We start from the raw sequence: 18,854 nt of genomic DNA on the forward strand, positions 1-18,854 counted from the left end.
GGCTTCTGCGTTATGCGGAATTCGATGCATATTGTCCTCGCCTGAACAGAGGCAGAGGGGAATGTGCAGATAGCATGAGAGCAAAACGAACATCTGCCCCATCGATGGTCAAGGAGGACCTGAATGAGCCGTGAAAGTGAAATTGTGGAAGTATTTCGACGCTTAGTGAGCGAGAAGCAGTCCTTCACTGCACAGGAGCTGAACGCGCGCTGGCAGCCAGAGAATTACAGAGGATCTCTCGATCCAATTGATCAGAGCCGCATGTCAACCGTTTACCGGGCGCTTCGCACACTTGAGGCGCTAGGGCTGATCAAGCGTACGCAGGACGGCACGTTCCAGGTAGAAGCGCCAGAGCAGGGAGCAACACTCACCGATGCGGTAGACGGTCCTCCTGCAGTCCCTCCGCCACAGCGTGGAGACGGACAGGGAAACAACGGCCAGAGTGGCGACGGCTTCCGTGAAGTGTTGTCTCATCCTTACCTGTTCGCGTTGCTACCTTCCGATTTCGAGCGCCTGTTGGAGACCATTGAATGAACACCACCGATGTATCCGCTTCTATTGCCCGCCTAGGCAATGGCTTGGCGGTCCTCGCTAACAAATGCGCCGCAAAAACCTTTGATATTTCATCTGGAATGGTCTACGCGAGCATGCGAGATCAGATCGTCCGCGCGCAGTTGCTGGTGAGAGACCTCAAGCAGGCCGATCCGCATTGCAATCGCCTGCTAATCGTGGGCGCAGGTCTAGCCGGTGTTTGCGCGGCTGCGCATGCCAGTGCCTTGGGGATCGAGACGGTGGTGCTAGAAACAAACAAAAAAGCTTTCGAACTCCAATCCCGAGTATCCACGCGCATGGTAGGACCGTTCATGTACGAATGGCCTAGCATTGAATGCCAATTGCAGCACTACCCGCCTGAAACAACTACTCTTGGCGAGCCAATTCTCGGCACACCAAATTGGAATTCCACATCCCCCATGCCGTCCAGTGAGTTGGCGACTCAACTTCACAACTGGTTGACCACGGTCATGCTCACGCAAAAAGAACCGCCACAGTTCCGCTTTCAGGTGCCTGCCGCTTGGACCCGAGAATACGTTACCCACTTCGTAGCTGCAGCCAGTAGCGGCCAACCTCTTCCCTCACTGGGGTGTCCTCCACCCACTCCGAGCGTGCCCAACCCCAGTCATAGTGCCTTTGTGCCGGACTATGTCATCCTTGCTGCAGGCATGGGTGAGGAACGCGTCCATCTGGTCGACGGAGATCCCCAAGGCATGCGTGGCCTGCCGTTCTGGCGCGACGACGACCTCCGTGCAAGCGGCATCGAGAATATTGAAGTTGCGGTTTTTGGGGCGGGGGATGGAGCCCTTCAGGATGTGCTCCGCTTAGTAACGAAGCACGACCATCCACTCGCGTTGATCGAGGCTCTTGAGTCCGGCTCCACCTCTATCCGTGATGAAATCAATCAGGTGAGGCCTTTGCTCGCGTCGCTTGAGCAACAAAGCAGACTTTTCGCGACCTGGAGTCGTGACACAAACGTTTACGACCTCATCGACAAACAGTGTGAGCAGCTATGCGAGGATCTCGCCAAAAATCCGAAGGTCCAAGAGAAGATTTTATCAGAGTTGCGTATAGGCACAGGGCGTGTGCACCATGTCTATAGGGAGCAATATCTGACGCGGGCCTACCTACTCAATCGGTTCTGCGTTCATCTGATCAATGCTTGCCAACACAGCATGCCCCACAGCCAAAATATAAAATACGTTCGTTATAAAGAAACGACCGTCCTGTCGGCTGTGGCGGCATCAACGCCGATCACCGCAGGCGGAGGTGGAACCATCCAGTTAAGCGGTGGCCTGTCAATCGTCCCTGCGAAACTGGTTGTGCGTTTTGGACCCGACAAGCAATGGATCGAGAGCTCTCAAATAGTTCGCCTAACACCAAAAACCCACCCAGACCGAATAAGCATGTCAGCAATCCCATTGCCATACATAGTGTCGGCCTGACAAGGCCAATCGCAACCTTGCAGAATTTTCTCTGCTTGACAAATTCATCTCACCTCGGCGAACAGAGTGGCATCACGTCCAACTATCAGCCATCCACCGGCACTGTGAGATAGCCCCCTGAACCTTCAGACTCGGTCGATAGCTCAGGAAACAACCAGCTGACACTTCACACCTAGCTGCCCCTTTCCACCGCCAGTTTCTGCCCGATCATGAGTCGGTGCCCATCAGGCGTTATGACCAGGAATTCGCGTATGGCATGCTTCTGGTCCGCTGGCGGCCGCTGGATCAACGCGCCCCGCTGGGCGAACTCCTCATGCAGCGCATCGACGTCGTCCCGGTGCAAATATCCAAAGTAGCTGTGGTCGCCCGTCGCAGAAGGCAGGGCTGCGTCCGGACAATGGCCTAGCATGATGCGCACCGCCCCACGCGGCCCCCTCTCCCGCCACTCCACCGTAGAGCTCAGGCAGACCCGAAATAGGCCGTGTTGCGCGCGAGGTCGGGTACGGCGAGCACGAACGTAAACAGGCGTAATGGGTTTGCCTGCGGCATCCGACTTCCTCCTGGTACGGAATGAGATTTCGCCCTCGCGGCGCGTCGCGGCTTCTCGCCACCAGGAAGGGCCGCGCTCAGCCCCCGCGCAGCACCATCACGCCCGCCAGCACCATGCCCACGCCCAGGGCGCGCCGCGGGCCGAAGGCCTCGCGCAGGAACAGCGTGCCGATCAACGCGGCGAACAACACCGACGTCTCCCGCAGCGCGGCGACCACGGCCACGGGGGTCTGGGTCATGGCCCACAGGGCGATGCCGTAGCTGCCCAGCGAAGCCAGCGTGCCCAGCCAGGCGATGCGCCAGCGGCCCGCCATGTAGCGCCAGGCCAGGCGCCGGCCCGCGGCGTCGCGGCGCCAGAGCACCAGCAGCAGATAGGGAATGCCGTCGAACAGAAACAGCGCCGCCACGTAGGCCAGGGCGTTGCCCGCCGCGCGCCCCCCCAGGCCGTCGACCACGGTGTAGACGGCGATTCACAAGGCGAAGCCCAGCGCCTTGCCGCTGGCGCCCTTGGCCCCCGCGGGCAGCAGGCCCAGCGCCCCCCCCCACGCAGATCACGGCCACGCCCAGCCAGGCGGCGGTGGACAGGCTCTCGCCCAGAAAGGCATAGCTGCCCAAGGCGACCAGCAGCGGCGCGCAGCCGCGCATGATGGGGTAGCTGAAGCCCAGGTCCCCATGCTGGTAGGCGCCGCTCAAGGCCGCGTAATAACCGATGTGGATCAGTGTGGACGCCAGCAGATAAGGCCAGGCCGCGGCGACGGGCAGCCCGGTGTAGAGCAGCAAGGGCAGCGCGAAGAAAAAGCCCAGGCTGTGGATCAAGGCCGTGTCCAGCGCCTTGTCGCTGGAAGACTTGATCAGCGCATTCCAGCTGGCGTGCAGCAGCGCCCCCAGCAGGACCGCCAGAAAGACCGGGAACGGCAGCGTCATGCGCCAATCGCTTGGTACCACCGTTCTGACACATCTCGTAGAATCGCTTAAAAATCAAGTAACAGGAGACGACTAATGCGCGAGGATAAAAGAGCTTCTGAGCCTGAAGCAAACGTTTCCGAAGTCGATATAGTGAAGCCGCGTGCAACTCCGACCTCTGCAACCGCACCGAAAAGGGCCACCACCAAGACAACGGCAGCTAAGAAGCCCGCAACAAAGTCCGCTGTGGCTAAAAAGGCGGTGACGAAGAACGGTAAGACTCGAAAGGTGCCCGCCGGAGCGAAGGCCAAACGGAACTTTCCCCTATCAGGGCTTGAAGAGTGCGTGAAGCTCGTCAACACCATTAAGGAATTCAACGCAGGTAATCCTTGGGCGCCGAAGGAAATCGCAAGGGTGCTCGGCGTTGGACTGAGCAACAACTACTTCTACCTGACAGCAGCTTGCCGCGACTACGGTCTAACTGTGGGAACACGCGATACAGCAAAAATTGAATTGACTGACCTTGGTCGCAGTCTTGCGTACCCGAAGTCCTCAGTTATGTATTCGGAGGCATTAAATACCGCTTTCAGGAATGTATCGCTATTCCAAAAAGTCTATGACTACTACCAAGGCGGCGTGCTTCCGGAGATCCAGTACCTCAAGAACACGCTCAAGACGGAGTTCGGGGTCGAAGAACAGTTCCAGGACGACTTCTATCAACTGTTCCAAAAAAATGTCGCGTACCTGAAAGCCGCCACGGGTTCCAGTCCGATCGTAGGTAAGACGGCAACGGCTGGAAGTAAGTCGACGTCGAACAGTGGCGATTCGATCATCCTTGGTGAGTCGACGAACTCCGGCAAGCTTGTGGCGTTTGTCGCGATGCCATTCTCTGAGAAGTCAGGAAAATATGAGCAAGGCTACTTCGACGAAGTTCTGAAGCATCTCATTACGCCCGCAGCTGTGAAGGCTGACTTCAATGCGCGTACGGCGAAGAAGGCAGGCAGCGAAGTTATCCAATCCACGATAGTCAACGATCTGGACAGCGCCGATTTAGTGATCGTTGATCTGACCGAACATAATCCAAACGTCTTGTTCGAACTCGGCATGCGGATCGCTTTCAACAAACCTGTGTGCCTGATTCGGGCGAAGGGTACGCCGGCGATTTTCGACATCGATCACATGCTACGTGTCTTCGACTACAACCCAAGTATCTGGCCATCGACGCTGGCCACTGATGTACCCGCGTTGACCGAGCACATCCTGGCTACATGGCGAGACAAGGAGAGGCGCTCGTATTTGACGATTCTTCGCGACAACAAATCTGATTGACCCGAAACCCGACGAGGTGTGGCGCGAATTTTCGGCGCCTGAAAATTCGGTTCGCGCCGCCCTAGTTAGCGAGTCGAGCTTCCGCTATAAGTCTATTTTTTAAAATTCAAACCACGATTTCCTGTGACCTACGGATTGGACACTAGACTTCTCAAAACGGTCAAAAACTGTCGATCACAACCCAGTTAAGGGTACGAAGTACCCTTCAAGAACCCCTCCACAAGCTAGAAAACGAGTTTTACACAGCCTCGATCGATAGCGGTCTTCTGCGCCTGACGGCAACTCCATCGCTATCGCTCTAGTTTCGCCGAGGACCCTACGCTTCGCAGCAGAAGCAGGCTATCTACTCAGCACTGCCGCAGATTACAGCCAAAATTGAATTCAAATTTAACAAGAACGCAGGGAGGTCGGTATGGAAGACTTGCTCGCTTGGATGAAGGTCAACCAAGATCTCTCGGGCTGGGCGCAGACAATTGGAGCACTTCTCGCATTGCTAGTCGCACTTGCAGTCCCTTGGGTGCAGCACGCCTCACAAGCCCGCCGAGACAAGTTGATTGAGCTTGAAGGCAACATTTATCTGTCGCTTGCCACCATGCTTTTGCTGCGAGACGCTCTGAGTCTCAGTACCCGTGTTCGCCAACTCGCGCATATGCCCAAGCATGAGGTCAACGATCCCGTTTTAGTGATTGACCTCCTAGAGCGTTTGCGCACCTTAGACGCTAAAGACAGCAGCGTTCCGCGACAGGCATCGCAGTACATCGCCCGAGCTGCAGTTCTGCGGATCAACCACTATATCGACTCAGGGCAAGCTCAGTCGCGAGAGTTGAGCCCTCCGGTCCTGGAAATCATGCAGACAGATTCCTCCCACATGGAGACTGAACATTCGAAGCTGAATTTCCTTCTGGATGACTTGTTGTACCAACAGACCAAGCTGCAGGTCTCCATGTGGAAGCGCCCATGGGTTTGGTACGGCTTTAAGACCAAAACCGGACGCAAATGGCTCAATGCGACCAGCGAGAAGCGAGCTCAACAGTTGAGGAAAGAAATACAGTCCCAAGCAGCCTAGAAACTGTTGCCGCAAGCGCATTCGGTTTCTCTGTGACAACGATCACTATCGTGCTAATCAGGTACCCCGTACATGCAGTTCACGCCCCAGCCATACCTCCCACTACCTTCACTGCAGCGGTAGCTCCGTCCCAGCTCCGTCACCCTCGCGCCCTGAACGACTCCTCGTACGTAACCACACCACATAACATAGCTTCGCCAAAGGAAACCGCCTGGAAATACCCGGCCGGCACGCCCGCGAGCACAAGCCTGGGCTCCACCTGAAAACCGAAACGCCCGTAATAGCCCGGCTCGCCCAGCACGACGCAGCCTGCGGCCCCGCGCTCGCGCAGCGCTTGCAAAGCCGCGTTCATCAGACGCCCGCCAATCCCCTGGCCCTGGTGCTCCGGCAGCACGGAAATCGGACCGAGCCCATACCAGCCCACCGCTCCATCCGAGATGGAAACCGGCGATACGGCGACGTGGCCCACGACCTTCCCATCGGCCTCGGCGACCAGCGAGACCGCCAACTTCCCGGCCTTGCGCAGCGCTTTGACGATGAACTGCTCGGTGTGGTCGCTATGGGGCGCGGTCAGGAATGCCGCGGTGGTCACCGCGTCGATGGCCTCCACGTCGGCTGCGGTCTCGTTGCGGATCTCGACGTGCATTGAAGTCCTTTACTGCGGGTGAATCATGGCGGTGTGCCTGGATCGGATTTTGGCTGGATTTCGACAGCCGTCCATGGGCCGGCCGCGCTCAGCCGCCGCGCAGCACCATCACGCCCGCCAGCACCATGCCCACGCCCAGGGCGCGTCGCGGGCCGAAGGCCTCGCGCAGGAACAGCGTGCCGATCAGCGCGGCGAACAACACCGAAGTCTCGCGCAGCGCGGCGACCACGGCCACGGGGGCCTGGGTCATGGCCCACAGGGCGATGCCGTAGCTGCCCAGCGAAGCCAGCGTGCCCAGCCAGGCGATGCGCCAGCGGCCCGCCATGTAGCGCCAGGCCAGGCGCCGGCCCGCGGCGTCGCGGCGCCAGAGCACCAGCAGCAGGTAGGGAATGCCGTCGAACAGGAACAGCGCCGCGACGTAGGCCACGGCGTCGCCCGCCGCGCGCACGCCCAGGCCGTCGACCACGGTGTAGACGGCGATGATGGCGGCATTGCACAAGGCGAAGCCCAGCGCCTTGCCGCTGGCGCCCTTGGCCCCCGCGGGCAGCAGGCCCAGCGCCACCACCCCCACGCAGATCACGGCCACGCCCAGCCAGGCGGCGGTGGACAGACTCTCGCCCAGGAAGGCATGGCTGCCCAGGGCGACCAGCAGCGGCGCGCAGCCGCGCATGATGGGGTAGCTGAAGCCCAGGTCCCCATGCTGGTAGGCGCCGCTCAAGGCCGCGTAATAACCGATGTGGATCAGTGTGGAGGCCAGCAGATAAGGCCAGGCCGCGGCGACGGGCAGCCCGGTGTAGAGCAGCAGGGGCAGCGCGAAGAAAAAGCCCAGGCTGTGGATCAAGGCCGTGTCCAGCGCCTTGTCGCTGGAAGACTTGATCAGCGCATTCCAGCTGGCGTGCAGCAGCGCACCCAGCAGGACCGCCAGAAAGACCGAGAACGGCATCGTCATGCGAGGACTGCGCGGTAAAGAGGCTTCAGCATGGCGTTCAGGCCGAGACGGAACGCCGCGCGCCGCGTGCGGTCGGAACAGTGCTGCCGCCCGCCTGCTTGGCCGCGTAGTTGCGCTGCGTGCGTTCGCGGCTGTTCATGACATGGTCGTACATGGCCTGCCCCGCGGCCTCGGCATCGCCCGCGGCGATGGCTTTGACGATCTGGCGATGCTCGCGGGAATACACCGCCATGGACTCGTCGGTGAGGTTGCGGCGGCGAAACAGCGACAGCTCGTTCACCAGCTTGCGGTAGGTGGCCACCAGCTTGGCATTGCCGGCGAGTTCCAGCAGGCGGTCGTGGAACAGCAGATTGAACCGGTGGTAGTCCTGGGCGTTGCCGCCCTTCACGGCCTGGTCCATGGCATCGACCAACTGGCGCAGTTCGCGCACTTCGCCGCTGCTGGCGCATTGCGCGACCTTGCGGCCCACGTACAAGTCCATCACGGCCCGCACCTCGAAGATCTCCAGCGCCTCTTCAATCGGCACATCGCGCACGAACACGCCGCGGCTTTTTTCCGTGCGCACCAGGCCGGCCTCTTCCAGCAGCCGGAAGGCTTCGCGCACCGGTCCGCGCGAGACGCCGAGCTGCTCGGCCAGCGTGCTCTCCGTGAGCTTGGCGCCCGGCAGCAGCGTGCCGTCCAGGATCAGGCGCTCCACCTCGTTCTGCACGAGTTTGGCCAGGGAATTTCCCTGCAGTTGTGCGATGGTGGGGTGCGGGGACGGAGAGGAATCCATGGGGAGTACGCGCCTTTCAGACAGCAGATTGTCTACGATCTGCAATCTGCAATAAACAATCAACGATGGGGTGAGATGCATTTTGCACCCGGCACATGTCATGAGGATGACTTATCGAAATGGCAAATTTGCCACTTCCTTGGTGCTCCCGGAGCTTCTTCATGCAACTCGTCAAACCCCTCGCAGCACTGGCCCTGGGCCTTGCTTTCTCGCTGGCCGCCCAGGCCCAGAAAACCGAACTGACGGTCTACACCGCGCTGGAAACCGACCAGCTCAAGGCCTACCAGGAGGCGTTCAACAAGGTGCACCCGGACATCGCCATCAAGTGGGTGCGCGACTCCACCGGCGTGGTCACGGCCAAGCTGCTGGCGGAAAAAGCCAACCCGCAGGCCGACGTGATCTGGGGCGTGGCCGCATCCAGCCTGGCCCTGTTCGACCGCAACAGCATGCTGCAGCCCTATGCCCCGCTGAACCTGGACGCCATCATGGTGCAGTACCGCGACAAGAAGACTCCGCCCGCCTGGTGGGGCATGAACGTGTTCGGCGCCGTGGTCTGCTTCAACACCATCGAAGCCAAGAAAAAGAACATTCCTACGCCCACCAGCTGGCAGGACCTGCTCAAGCCGGAGTTCAAGGGCCAGGTGGTGATGCCCAACCCGGCCTCTTCCGGCACCGGCTACTTCGACGTGGCGGCCTGGCTGCAGCTCTGGGGTGACGACAGCGGCAAGGGCGGCGGCTGGAAGTACATGGACGCGCTGCACCAGAACATAGCCCAGTACACGCACTCGGGCTCCAAGCCTTGCAACATGGCGGCGGCTGGCGAATACGTGGCCGGCATCTCCTTCGAATACCGCGGCCACATCAACAAGTCCAAGGGCGCGCCCATCGAACTCGTCTTCCCCAAGGAAGGCCTGGGCTGGGACCTGGAAGGCTTCGCCATCTACCAGGGCACGAAGAAGCTGGATGCGGCGAAGAAGCTGGCCGACTGGGCCTCTTCCAAGGACGCCATGCTGCTGTACGGCAAGAACTTCGCGATCACGGCCCAGCCCGGCGTGGCGCCCAAGCTGGCCAACATCCCGGCCGACTACGAGTCGCGCCTGATCAAGATGGACTTCAACCAGTCCGCCGCGGGCCGCGACCGCATTCTGGCGGAATGGACGCGTCGCTACGACACCAAGAGCGAAGCGAAGAAGTGATGTGGGCCCCGCGAACCGCAGCTGAGTACAGCATGCCCTACCCTGCCGCCGGCAACACCCGCCTGCAAGCGCCCACTTACCTGCAGCTGCAGGGGGTGAACAAGCGTTTCGGCACGTTCACCGCGCTGGAACAGATCGACCTCGCCATACGGCGCGGAGAATTCGTCTGCTTCCTCGGTCCTTCGGGTTGCGGCAAGACGACGCTGCTGCGGATCATCGCGGGGCTGGAGACCCAGACCCAGGGCGCCATCCTGCAGGACGGCCGGGACATCTCGGTGCTGCCGCCGGCCCAGCGCGACTACGGCATCGTGTTCCAGTCGTATGCGCTGTTCCCCAACCTCAGCATCGCCGACAACGTGGCCTATGGCCTGGTGAACCGCAAGCTGCCGCGTGCCCAGGTGCGGGCCCGCGTGCAGCAGCTGCTGACGCTGGTGGGCCTGCCGGGCAGCGACGCCAAATACCCGGCGCAGATGTCCGGCGGCCAGCAGCAGCGCGTGGCGCTGGCGCGCGCGCTGGCCACTTCGCCGGGGCTGCTGCTGCTGGACGAGCCGCTGTCGGCGCTGGACGCCATCGTGCGCGTGCATTTGCGCAACGAGATCCGCGCGCTGCAGCGCGAGCTGGGCGTGACCACCATCATGGTCACGCACGACCAGGAAGAGGCGCTGTCCGTGGCCGACCGCATCGTGGTCATGAACCATGGCGTGATCGAGCAGATCGGCACGCCCACCGAAATCTACCGCGAGCCGGCCTCGCCCTTCGTCGCGCGCTTCATCGGCAAGGTCAACCGCCTGGAAGCCACGGCCGAGGGCGACCACTGGTTCCGCTGCGGCAACAAGCGGCTCAAAGGCCCGGCCGGTGCCCCGCTGTCAGCCGGCAGCCCGGCGGTGCTGTACCTGCGCCCCGAAGACCGCATCCTGGACGCCCTGCACCACGACGATCCGGCCTTGTGCGAAGGCCGGGTGCGGCGCATCGAGTTCCTGGGCGGCAACTGCCTGGCGGAGATCGAGGTCGACGGCATTCCCGGGCAGCCGGTGCAGCTGCAGTATTCGCTGAACCAGATGGACGAATACCGGGTCCATCTGGGAGGCCGCGTGCGCTTTGCGCTGCGCACCGACCGCCTGCGCGCCTTCGCCGCCGGAGACGGCGCATGAACACCCTCGTTCTGGGCCGGCACGCCCGGCCGTTGCGCCAGCGCGTGCACTGGAGCGACCGGCTGTCGCAGTTGGGTCTGATCGGCGTGGTCCTGGTGCTGGCCGTCGGCCTGCTGGCGCCGCTGCTGGCCATTCTGGCGCAGTCGCTGGGCGGCGCTTCCGGTCTGAGTGCCTTCTCCTCCTATCTGGCCTCGCCGGCGCTGCTGGGCAGCCTGTGGAACAGCCTCTGGGTGTCGCTGCTGGTCACCGCCATCGTCGTGCCGCTGGCGTTTGCCTTCGCCTATGCGCTCACGCGCAGCTGCATGCCCTGCAAGCCGCTGTTTCGCGCGGTCATGCTGCTGCCGCTGCTGGCACCCTCGCTGCTGTCGGCGATCTCGGTGATCTACTGGTTCGGCAACCAGGGCATCGCCAAGGAGTTCTGGCAGGCCCTGGGCTTCGACGGCATCTACGGCGCCGCGGGAATCGTGCTGGCGCAATGCTTCGCCAGCTTTCCGCATGTGCTGATGATTCTGGTCACGGCCTTGTCGCTGGCCGACGCCCGGCTGTACGAGGCCGCCGATGCCATGGGCACCAGCGCCGTGCGCAAGTTCTTCACCGTCACCTTGCCCGGCGCCAAGTACGGGCTCATCTCCGCCGCCCTGGTCTGCTTCACCCTGGTCATCACCGACTTCGGCATTCCCAAGGTGGTGGGCGGCAACTTCAACGTGCTGGCCACCGACGTGTTCAAGCTGGTCATAGGCCAGCAGGACTTCCAGCGCGGCGCGGTGGTGGCCCTGCTGCTGCTGGCCCCGGCCCTGCTGACCTATGGCGTGGACAATCTGGTGCAGCGCAAGCAGAGCGCCACGCTCACGGCCCGCGCCGTGCCCCTGGTGCCGCGGCCCGCACGCGGCTTCGACCTGGCGATGACGCTGCTGTGCCTGGCCGTCATCGGTCTGGTGCTGGCCATGTTCGGCATGGCGGTGTTCGCCTCCTTTGCCACCTTCTGGCCCTACAACCTGGCGCCCAGCCTGAACCACTACGTGGCCGGCCTGGTGGATGCGGGCGTGGCCACCTCGCTGTGGAACAGCCTGCAACTGGCCAGCGCCACGGCCGTCGTCGGCACGCTGGTGGTCTTCGTCGGCGCCTACCTGCTGGAGAAGACCCGCGGCCTGCCCGCGCTCAGGCCCGTCCTGCGGCTGCTGGCCATGCTGCCCATGGCCGTGCCCGGCCTGGTGCTGGGCCTGGGCTATATCTTCTTCTTCAACGCGCCGGCGAATCCGCTCAACGCCCTGTACCAGACGCTGCCGCTGATGGTGCTGTGCACGGTCGTGCACTTCTACACCACGGGCCACATCACCATGGTGACGGCGCTCAAGGCCATCGATGGCGAGTTCGAATCGGTCTCGGCCTCGCTCAAGGTGCCGCTGTACAAGACCTTCTGGCGCGTGACGCTGCCGATCTGCCTGCCGGCCATCCTCGACGTGTCGCGCTACTTCTTCATCAACGCCATGACCACCATCTCGGCCGTGGTCTTCCTGTACTCGCCCGACACCCGCCTGGCGTCGCTGGCCATCCTGAACCTGGACGAAGCCGGCGACACCGGCGCGGCCGCGGCGATGGCCGTGCTCATCGCCGCGGTCTCGGCGGCGGTGACGCTGCTGTACATGGGCCTGGGCCGCCTGGTGGACAAGCGCACGCAGGCCTGGAAAGCGCCTGCGCGCTGAGCCGCCCCTATCCTCGAGTCAACTCCCATCATGAACACCTCTCGCACTTCCGAGCCACATTACGACCTCATCGTCGTCGGTGCCGGCATCGTCGGCCTGGCCCATGCCTACACCGCGGCGCGCCGCGGCCTGAAAGTCTGTGTCGTCGAACGCGACGCTGCCTGCGTCGGCGCCTCGATCCGCAACTTCGGCTTCATCACCGTCACCGGCCAGGGCGCTGGCGACACCTGGCGCCGGGCGCGGCGCGCGCGCGAAGTCTGGGGCGAAGTCGCGCCGCAGGCCGGCATAGACGCCGTGCACCACGGCCTGTACCTGACGGCCTTCAGGCCCCAGTCCCGCACCGTGCTCGAAGCCTTTTTGCGCACCGAGATGGGCCGGGACTGCGAGCTGCTGGAGCCGGCCGAGGCCGCGCGGCGCGCGCCCGAACTGCAGCTGACCGGCGCCCAGGGCGTGCTCTACAGCCCGCATGAAATGCGCGTGGAGTCGCGCACGGCGATTGCGCTGCTGGCGCGCTGGCTGGCGCAAGCCCATGGCGTGGAGTTCCGCTTCGGCGAGGCCGTGCTGGAAGTGGCCACGCCGCGCGTGCGCACGGCGCGCGCCCTGCTGCATGCCGAGCGTGTGGTGGTCTGCACCAACACCGAGCTCCACGGCCTGTTCGCCCAGCGCCTGGCCCCGCACGATCTGCGCCTGTGCCAGTTGCAGATGCTGCGCGTCATGCCCCAAGCGGGGTTTCGCCTGCCGGGCGCGGTGATGGCGGACCTGAGCCTGGTGCGCTACCACGGCTACAGCCAGCTGCCCGAGGCCGCGCCGCTGCTGGCGCAGATCCAGCAGGAGGAGGCGGAGTCGCTGGCCCATGGCATTCACCTGATCGTGGTGCAAAGCGCCGACGGCTCGCTGGTAGTCGGCGATTCCCACCACTACGGCGCCGCGCCCCAGCCCTTTGCCAGCGAGCGCGTGGATGCGCTGATCCTGCGCCATCTGCGCGAGACGCTGCAGCTGAGCGAAGCCACGGTGACCGAACGCTGGGTCGGCACCTACCCTTCCAGCGCCCGCACCGACTGCCTGATCGACCAGCCCGACGACGCCACGCGCGTGGTGCTCGTGACCAGCGGCACGGGGGCCAGCACGGCCTTCGGCATTGCCGAGGATGTGTTCGCCGCCTGGTGATTTTTCCGGAACCTGCATGACCATGACCACCCCACCCATCCCCGCCGTTTCCAGCGCCTGCGACCGCCTGAGCGCCGTCGTCTTCGACTGGGCCGGCACCATCCTGGACTTCGGCTCCTGCGCGCCCATGGGCGCCTTCGTGCGGCTGTTCCAGCAGTGCGGCATTGACATCACGATTGCCCAGGCACGCGGCCCCATGGGTGTCGCCAAGTGGGACCACATCCGGGCCGTTGGCAACCTGCCCGCCGTGGCCGCGCAATGGCAGCGCCAGTACGGCCGGCCTTTTGGCGACACCGATGTGGACCAGCTGTACGCAATCTTCACGCCGATGAACGCGGCCGTGGTGCCCGACTTCGCGGACTTCATTCCGGGCGCACTCGAAGCCGTCGCCGCCGTGCGCGCCCGCGGCCTGAAAATCGGCTCGACCACCGGCTACAACCGCCCCATCATGGAAGTCGTGTCGGCCATCGCCGCCCAGGCCGGCTACCGGCCCGACAACCTGGTGTGCGCGGGCGACGTGGCCGCGGGCCGACCTTCGCCACTGATGATGTGGCGCACTTTTGCCGACCTGGGCATCTGCCATCCGTCCACGGTGGTCAAGGTGGACGACACCGAAGTCGGCATCGCCGAAGGCCTGCATGCCGGCACCTGGACCGTGGGCGTGGCCGTCAGCGGCAATGCCATGGGCCTGACGCTGGCCGAGTGGCAGACCCTGCCCCCCGAAGCCCAGCAGCAGCGGCGCGCCACGGCCGGCGCCAAGCTGCAGGCCGCCGGTGCGCACTATGTGATCGACTCGGTGGCCGACCTGCTGCCGGTGCTCGATGCGCTGGACGCGCGCCTGGCACGCGGCGAGACTCCGGGCTGAAGCGGGCGGGCCCCTCAGACAGGCAGAAGTCCCACCCGCATCAATTCAGCCAGTTCCTGCGGTGCCGCATTGCGATCGTCCGCGCCGAGCAGGTGCAGCCATTTGGGCAGCCACTGGTACAGCGATGGAAAGATCGCGATGAAGGCTTCGTGCTGCATCGCGCGCACGGAGCCTTCCCGCATGCCATCGCTACAGGCCTGCGCATAGCTGTCGCGCAAGCGGAACACCGCCGCGCGGATCTCGTCCATGACCGTGGACGGCAAGTCCGACAGTCCAATCAACGGCGACAGCGGGGCGACATCTTCACGCAGGTGGGCTGCCGAGTGGGCATGCATGGCGGCGCAGAGCGCGGCAATCCGCGGTCCGGCGTACGCGGTCATGCGCTCGCTGAGCTCTTCGTAGATAGTGAAAGACCGGCGGTAGCAGGCAATCAGCAGGGCTTCCTTGTCGCCGACGTTGTGGTAGATCACGCGTTTCGTGACCCCCATGCGCTCGGCCACTTCGTCCAGCGATGTGGCATCGACGCCCTTGAGATTGAAAAGCCAAGAGGCAGAGGCGAGCAGCGCATTCTGCTTGGCCTCGGCAAGGACCTTGGGATCGAACAGCTGCGCGCTGGGCACGTCATTGGAGGAGAGCTGCAACGGATGGTATTGGGCCGGCAAGCGGCGGTCGCCAGCGATGCCGCAGCGCAGCACCGCCTTCGCGGCCTGCGCCATGACCTGCCGGTCCACCGCATCATTCGCCTCCCACCGCTGCGCGGTGGGAATCCAGGACAACACGCCCAGAATGGTATGCGCCACGACATTCACGGCGCAGGGCCGGAGTTCGCCGCGCTCGGTACCGCCCTGGAGGATCGCGGCGACATCTTCCCGAATGGCGTCGTAGCGCCGCTGGATCTCGTCTTGCTGGTCCGGGTGCAGGAACGCCACTTCGCTCAGCGAGGCCAGCTCGGGCTGGTCCTGGCCCAGTACGCCATCGATGAAGGCGTCGATGACCGCCATCGCGCCGCCATCGCGTTGGCGGACCTCGTCGAGCTGTTGCGCCATGATCGCGCAGGACCGTTGATAGCTTTGAAACGCAAGGTCTTGCTGGTCCCGGAAGTAGTAGTACAGGGCGGTACGGGACACCCCCAGGCCTTGGGCAATATTGGAAAGAGAGGTGCGCGAGATGCCTCCGCTGTTCAAGGTTCTTGCGACTGCCTCCAGCATGCGATCGCGCTTGGAGCTGCGGTCGATCCGAGGCTTGGAACGAGCTTTCATTGAGTCCTGTCGTCATCGCGGCCAGCATTGGCGCCGCTCGATGCACATGAAATTGAAGGGTTGCCGAAACGGCGCTGGGGCCCGCTGAACAAGCTGGCCAGCCGGCGTTCCCGTTCACAGACTGGCGCGAGGGATTTCGGCCAGTCGCGCGTCAAGCGCACCAACCTGCATCCGCAGGCCAAAGCGCCATCTTATCCAAACGTCTGCCCGAAACCCGGCATGCCCGGCCGCACGGCGCTTGCCAGGCATGGGGCAGTCCAGACGGCTTCGGAGTGAGCCGCTCTCGCTTTTAGTCATCTTGTAGCCTGAATGTACTTTAACGTGAAAAAATCTTGACTATTGCACTGTCGCGTCAGAGAATAAATGCACCCAAGTGTCAAAAAACATCTAGTCGCTCGACGACAAGGAGGAGACATGACCCAAGACCAAGCGTTTGCCCAAGACGGGGCACCACACGGTTTCGATCCCGAGGTACTGCGTGAGAAGTACCGACAGGAACGGGAAAGACGGCTACGTGCCGAGGGTTCCGCGCAATACCAGGCGGCCGACGGCGACTACGCGGCCTATCTGGAGGATCCGTACATCGCGTCGCGTATCGAGCGTGAACCGCTGTCCCGGGATACCGATGTGCTGGTCATCGGTGGCGGCTTCGGAGGCCTTCTGGCCTCGGCCCGGCTGCACGAGGCAGGCGTCACGGACTTCATGATCGTCGAGAAGGCCGGGGATTTCGGTGGTACCTGGTACTGGAACCGCTATCCCGGTGCGGCATGCGACATCGAGGCCTACATCTACTTGCCCCTGCTCGAAGAAGTGGGCTATCTGCCGACCGAAAAGTATGCGCGTGGCCCTGAAATCCGCGAATACTCGCAAATCATCGGCCAGAAGTTCGATCTCTATCGCCGGGCATGCTTCCAGACCGAAATCACCGCGCTGCGCTGGGATGAAGCCACGGCGCGCTGGATTGCAGCGACGAATCGCGGTGACGAGATCCGCGCGCGCTTTGTCTGCATGTCGACCGGACCGCTGCAGCGGCCGAAACTGCCCGGCATTCCGGGCATCCAGTCCTTCCAGTCACATAGCTTCCACACCAGCCGCTGGGACTATGCCTACACCGGCGGCAACCCCGGCGGCGGCCTGACAAAGCTCAAGGACAAGCGCGTGGGCATTCTGGGGACCGGCGCCACGGCGCTGCAATGCATCCCTCACCTGGCAGAGTTCGCCAAGCATCTCTATGTGTTCCAGCGCACCCCCACCTCGGTCGACATCCGCGGGAACAAGCCTACCGACCCCGAATGGGCGAAGACGCTGAAACCCGGCTGGCAACAGCAGCGCATGGACAACTTCAATGCCCTGGTGTGTGGCGTGCAGCAGGAGGAAGACCTGGTCAACGACGGCTGGACCGAGATCTTTACCCAGGTCGGCATCGAGTTCAGCGGCATGGCGGAGGAAGCGGTAAAGCGCCGGCAGCTGGCCGATTTCCGCAAGATGGAATCGATCCGCGCCCGTGTGGACGCGCTGGTCCACAACAAGGCCGCGGCCGAGGCGCTCAAGCCCTATTACAACGTCATGTGCAAGCGGCCCGGCTTTCACGACAGCTATCTGCAGACCTTCAACCAGCCGAACGTCACTCTGGTCGACACGCAAGGCCAGGGGGTGGAGCGCATCACGGCATCCGGCGTGGTGGCAAACGGCCAGGAGCATGAGATCGATTGCCTGATCTACGCCACGGGGTTCGAGTTCCAGACGGATTTCGCCCACCGCAATGGCTATGAAATCTTCGGCCGCGATGGCCTGAGCCTCTCCGAGAAGAACCGCGAGGGCCTGTCGACGCTGTGGGGCTACCACGCCAGAGGCTTTCCGAACTGCTTCATCATGGGCAACGGCCAGTCTGCGAACACGCCGAACTTCACGCACATGCTGAATGTCGGCAGCAAGCATATCGCCCACGTCATCAAGCACTGTCTTGACCATAACGTAGCGGCGGTCGAGCCCACCGAGCAGGCGGAACAGGCCTGGGTGGAGCATGTCATGGCATTCGCCGGCATGCGACAGAAGTACGACGCCGAGTGCACTCCGGGCTACTACAACAACGAAGGCAAGTCGTCGGACCTGAGCGCGATCCGGAACAACTTCTATCCGGGCGGGGCGGTCGCCTTCATCAAGATGCTGGAGGACTGGCGCGCCACGGGCCAATTCAACGAGTTCCAACTGACCAGGGCGTAATTCGCCCTCGCCCTCACCCCGGAGATGCGCAGAAGCCCCGGCCCGCTGGCCGGGACGATCTGCCGCCCACAGGAGACAAAAAATGCAAGCCTCAGACAACGAGATCCGTCTTTTCAAGCAGGCGTGGACGGCCTATGCGGCCGAACTGGCCCAATCGCCCCCCAGCCTGATCCAACAGAGGCAGGCCTTCGACCAGCAACACGGCGCCGTCCCGGTCGCCGAGGGCTGCGAAGTACATCCCATCCGCTCCGACACCGTCCAGGGAGAGCTGATCATCCCGGCCGGCGCCGACCGGTCCAAAGCGCTGGTCTACCACCATGGCGGGGGCTATACCTTCGGCAGCGCGCTGAGCCATCGCCATCTGGTCTCCCGCCTGGCCAAGGCCGCCGGCGTGGTCGCCTACAACATGGACTACCGGCTCGCACCCGAGCATCCCTACCCCCTGGCCATCGACGACGCGCTCGCGGCCTACCGCTATGTGCGCAGCCAGGGTTTCGATGCCGCGGACCTGGTCTTCGCCGGAGAATCGGCCGGCGGCAATCTGACCGCCGCGCTGCTCCTTCGCCTGCGGTCGCTGGGTCTGGAGCAACCCGCCGGCGCTTACCTGTTGAGCCCCTGGCTGGACATGACGCAAAGCGCCGAGGCCTATGAGACACGGGCAGCCCACGACCCCATGCTCAGTCGTGCCGCGCTGGACCAGTGCATGCAAGCCTATTGCGCCGGCCATGCCGCTGACGATCCCATGATCTCGCCCGTGAAGGCGGATCTCGCCGGACTCCCCGCCCTCTTCCTGCAGGTCGGCAGTGACGAAGTCCTGCTGAGCGACGCCATGACGTTTGCACAGCGCGCCGCCCATGCCGGGATTGGCGTGCGACTGCATGTCTGGCCGGAGATGGTGCACGCCTGGCCGCTGTTCCATCCGGCCCTGCCCACGGCGGGCCTGGGCGCCATCGCCGAAGCCGGCGACTGGATTGCCAGCCGGCTGGGCACACGCTGAATTTCTCGCGCTGAGCGAACGGGTCTGCGGACAGCAGCACCCGACAAGAGTCCTGGCATGACCTGGCGCGGGCGCAGCC

The 18,854-nt window shown here is 63.3% G+C and carries 17 protein-coding genes; 11 read left to right on the forward strand and 6 right to left on the reverse strand.

All coding sequences use genetic code 11. The features are described 5' to 3' along the window. Window positions 1–123: 123 nt before the first annotated feature. Together N0K08_RS09290 and N0K08_RS09295 are read left to right on the forward strand one after the other, a co-directional pair. Window positions 124–534: a helix-turn-helix domain-containing protein gene (locus N0K08_RS09290; RefSeq protein ID WP_261499960.1), complete on the forward strand. Its 411-nt coding sequence runs from the start codon at window positions 124–126 to the stop codon at window positions 532–534. Then, the gene (locus N0K08_RS09295) at window positions 531–1,997 is read left to right on the forward strand and encodes an FAD-dependent oxidoreductase (RefSeq protein ID WP_261499961.1); all 1,467 of its coding nucleotides are present in this window, start codon (window positions 531–533) and stop codon (window positions 1,995–1,997) included. The genes N0K08_RS09290 and N0K08_RS09295 overlap by 4 nt, the downstream gene beginning before the upstream one ends. Window positions 1,998–2,169: 172 nt before the next feature. Here N0K08_RS09295 and N0K08_RS23300 read toward each other — a convergent pair whose 3' ends face one another. Together N0K08_RS23300 and N0K08_RS09300 are read right to left on the reverse strand one after the other, a co-directional pair. Next, window positions 2,170–2,406, reverse strand: a complete 237-nt coding sequence (locus N0K08_RS23300; protein WP_408642932.1) for a VOC family protein — start codon at window positions 2,404–2,406, stop codon at window positions 2,170–2,172. A gap of 217 nt (window positions 2,407–2,623) precedes the next feature. After that, window positions 2,624–3,001 carry a DMT family transporter gene (locus N0K08_RS09300; protein WP_261499963.1) on the reverse strand — a complete coding sequence of 126 codons (378 nt, stop codon included), beginning with the start codon at window positions 2,999–3,001 and terminating at the stop codon, window positions 2,624–2,626. Window positions 3,002–3,545: 544 nt separating this feature from the next. Between N0K08_RS09300 and N0K08_RS09305 the strand changes: the two genes are divergently transcribed. Both N0K08_RS09305 and N0K08_RS09310 read left to right on the forward strand, forming a co-directional pair. Further along, window positions 3,546–4,778: a hypothetical protein gene (locus N0K08_RS09305; RefSeq protein ID WP_261499964.1), complete on the forward strand. Its 1,233-nt coding sequence runs from the start codon at window positions 3,546–3,548 to the stop codon at window positions 4,776–4,778. A 412-nt stretch (window positions 4,779–5,190) separates the two neighbouring features. Beyond that, on the forward strand, window positions 5,191–5,844 hold the full coding sequence (locus tag N0K08_RS09310; RefSeq protein WP_261499966.1) for a hypothetical protein: 654 nt from the start codon (window positions 5,191–5,193) through the stop codon (window positions 5,842–5,844). 139 nt (window positions 5,845–5,983) lie between these two features. On the opposite strand, the gene N0K08_RS09315 is transcribed toward N0K08_RS09310, so the two are convergent. From N0K08_RS09315 to N0K08_RS09325, 3 genes are all read right to left on the reverse strand, one after another. Further along, entirely contained in the window at window positions 5,984–6,490 is a 507-nt protein-coding gene (locus N0K08_RS09315; RefSeq protein ID WP_261499968.1) for a GNAT family N-acetyltransferase, read from the reverse strand. A gap of 88 nt (window positions 6,491–6,578) precedes the next feature. After that, window positions 6,579–7,439, reverse strand: a complete 861-nt coding sequence (locus N0K08_RS09320) for a DMT family transporter (protein ID WP_261499969.1) — start codon at window positions 7,437–7,439, stop codon at window positions 6,579–6,581. A 37-nt stretch (window positions 7,440–7,476) separates the two neighbouring features. Beyond that, complete coding sequence (locus N0K08_RS09325) at window positions 7,477–8,214, reverse strand: phosphonate utilization associated transcriptional regulator (RefSeq protein WP_261499970.1); 738 nt, start codon at window positions 8,212–8,214, stop codon at window positions 7,477–7,479. 161 nt (window positions 8,215–8,375) lie between these two features. On the opposite strand from N0K08_RS09325, the gene N0K08_RS09330 reads away from it, so the two are divergent. From N0K08_RS09330 to phnX, 5 genes are read left to right on the forward strand one after another with little or no spacing between them, the layout of a single operon-like run. Next, window positions 8,376–9,410 (forward strand): putative 2-aminoethylphosphonate ABC transporter substrate-binding protein, encoded by a 1,035-nt coding sequence (locus N0K08_RS09330; RefSeq protein ID WP_261499971.1) that lies wholly within the window; start codon window positions 8,376–8,378, stop codon window positions 9,408–9,410. A 32-nt stretch (window positions 9,411–9,442) separates the two neighbouring features. Continuing rightward, window positions 9,443–10,561, forward strand: coding sequence for a putative 2-aminoethylphosphonate ABC transporter ATP-binding protein (locus N0K08_RS09335; protein WP_261499973.1), 1,119 nt, complete (start codon window positions 9,443–9,445; stop codon window positions 10,559–10,561). Then, complete coding sequence (locus tag N0K08_RS09340) at window positions 10,558–12,264, forward strand: putative 2-aminoethylphosphonate ABC transporter permease subunit (protein ID WP_261499975.1); 1,707 nt, start codon at window positions 10,558–10,560, stop codon at window positions 12,262–12,264. The genes N0K08_RS09335 and N0K08_RS09340 overlap by 4 nt, the downstream gene beginning before the upstream one ends. A gap of 30 nt (window positions 12,265–12,294) precedes the next feature. Further along, a complete protein-coding gene (locus N0K08_RS09345) occupies window positions 12,295–13,431 on the forward strand; it encodes a TIGR03364 family FAD-dependent oxidoreductase (protein ID WP_261499976.1) in 1,137 nt (378 codons plus the stop codon). Between the two features lie 16 nt (window positions 13,432–13,447). After that, window positions 13,448–14,296 (forward strand): phosphonoacetaldehyde hydrolase, encoded by an 849-nt coding sequence (gene phnX / locus N0K08_RS09350; protein ID WP_261499977.1) that lies wholly within the window; start codon window positions 13,448–13,450, stop codon window positions 14,294–14,296. 14 nt (window positions 14,297–14,310) lie between these two features. Here the strand turns inward: phnX and N0K08_RS09355 are convergent, their stop codons facing one another. After that, window positions 14,311–15,555 carry a TetR/AcrR family transcriptional regulator gene (locus N0K08_RS09355; RefSeq protein WP_261499978.1) on the reverse strand — a complete coding sequence of 415 codons (1,245 nt, stop codon included), beginning with the start codon at window positions 15,553–15,555 and terminating at the stop codon, window positions 14,311–14,313. A gap of 414 nt (window positions 15,556–15,969) precedes the next feature. Between N0K08_RS09355 and N0K08_RS09360 the strand changes: the two genes are divergently transcribed. Together N0K08_RS09360 and N0K08_RS09365 are read left to right on the forward strand one after the other, a co-directional pair. Then, a complete protein-coding gene (locus N0K08_RS09360; RefSeq protein WP_261499979.1) occupies window positions 15,970–17,778 on the forward strand; it encodes a flavin-containing monooxygenase in 1,809 nt (602 codons plus the stop codon). 82 nt (window positions 17,779–17,860) lie between these two features. Further along, a complete protein-coding gene (locus N0K08_RS09365) occupies window positions 17,861–18,775 on the forward strand; it encodes an alpha/beta hydrolase (RefSeq protein WP_261499980.1) in 915 nt (304 codons plus the stop codon). Window positions 18,776–18,854: the final 79 nt, after the last annotated feature.

This window comes from Acidovorax bellezanensis, from assembly GCF_025421555.1.
Lineage (GTDB): Bacteria > Pseudomonadota > Gammaproteobacteria > Burkholderiales > Burkholderiaceae_C > Comamonas > Comamonas bellezanensis.

Coding starts and splice junctions, on each gene's coding strand:
- N0K08_RS09290 (WP_261499960.1), top strand. CDS start 124: ATGAGCCGTGAAAGTGAAATTGTGGAAGTATTTCGACGCTTAGTGAGC.
- N0K08_RS09295 (WP_261499961.1), top strand. CDS start 531: ATGAACACCACCGATGTATCCGCTTCTATTGCCCGCCTAGGCAATGGC.
- N0K08_RS23300 (WP_408642932.1), bottom strand. CDS start 2,406: ATGCTAGGCCATTGTCCGGACGCAGCCCTGCCTTCTGCGACGGGCGAC.
- N0K08_RS09305 (WP_261499964.1), top strand. CDS start 3,546: ATGCGCGAGGATAAAAGAGCTTCTGAGCCTGAAGCAAACGTTTCCGAA.
- N0K08_RS09310 (WP_261499966.1), top strand. CDS start 5,191: ATGGAAGACTTGCTCGCTTGGATGAAGGTCAACCAAGATCTCTCGGGC.
- N0K08_RS09315 (WP_261499968.1), bottom strand. CDS start 6,490: ATGCACGTCGAGATCCGCAACGAGACCGCAGCCGACGTGGAGGCCATC.
- N0K08_RS09320 (WP_261499969.1), bottom strand. CDS start 7,439: ATGACGATGCCGTTCTCGGTCTTTCTGGCGGTCCTGCTGGGTGCGCTG.
- N0K08_RS09325 (WP_261499970.1), bottom strand. CDS start 8,214: ATGGATTCCTCTCCGTCCCCGCACCCCACCATCGCACAACTGCAGGGA.
- N0K08_RS09330 (WP_261499971.1), top strand. CDS start 8,376: ATGCAACTCGTCAAACCCCTCGCAGCACTGGCCCTGGGCCTTGCTTTC.
- N0K08_RS09335 (WP_261499973.1), top strand. CDS start 9,443: ATGCCCTACCCTGCCGCCGGCAACACCCGCCTGCAAGCGCCCACTTAC.
- N0K08_RS09340 (WP_261499975.1), top strand. CDS start 10,558: ATGAACACCCTCGTTCTGGGCCGGCACGCCCGGCCGTTGCGCCAGCGC.
- N0K08_RS09345 (WP_261499976.1), top strand. CDS start 12,295: ATGAACACCTCTCGCACTTCCGAGCCACATTACGACCTCATCGTCGTC.
- phnX (WP_261499977.1), top strand. CDS start 13,448: ATGACCATGACCACCCCACCCATCCCCGCCGTTTCCAGCGCCTGCGAC.
- N0K08_RS09355 (WP_261499978.1), bottom strand. CDS start 15,555: ATGAAAGCTCGTTCCAAGCCTCGGATCGACCGCAGCTCCAAGCGCGAT.
- N0K08_RS09360 (WP_261499979.1), top strand. CDS start 15,970: ATGACCCAAGACCAAGCGTTTGCCCAAGACGGGGCACCACACGGTTTC.
- N0K08_RS09365 (WP_261499980.1), top strand. CDS start 17,861: ATGCAAGCCTCAGACAACGAGATCCGTCTTTTCAAGCAGGCGTGGACG.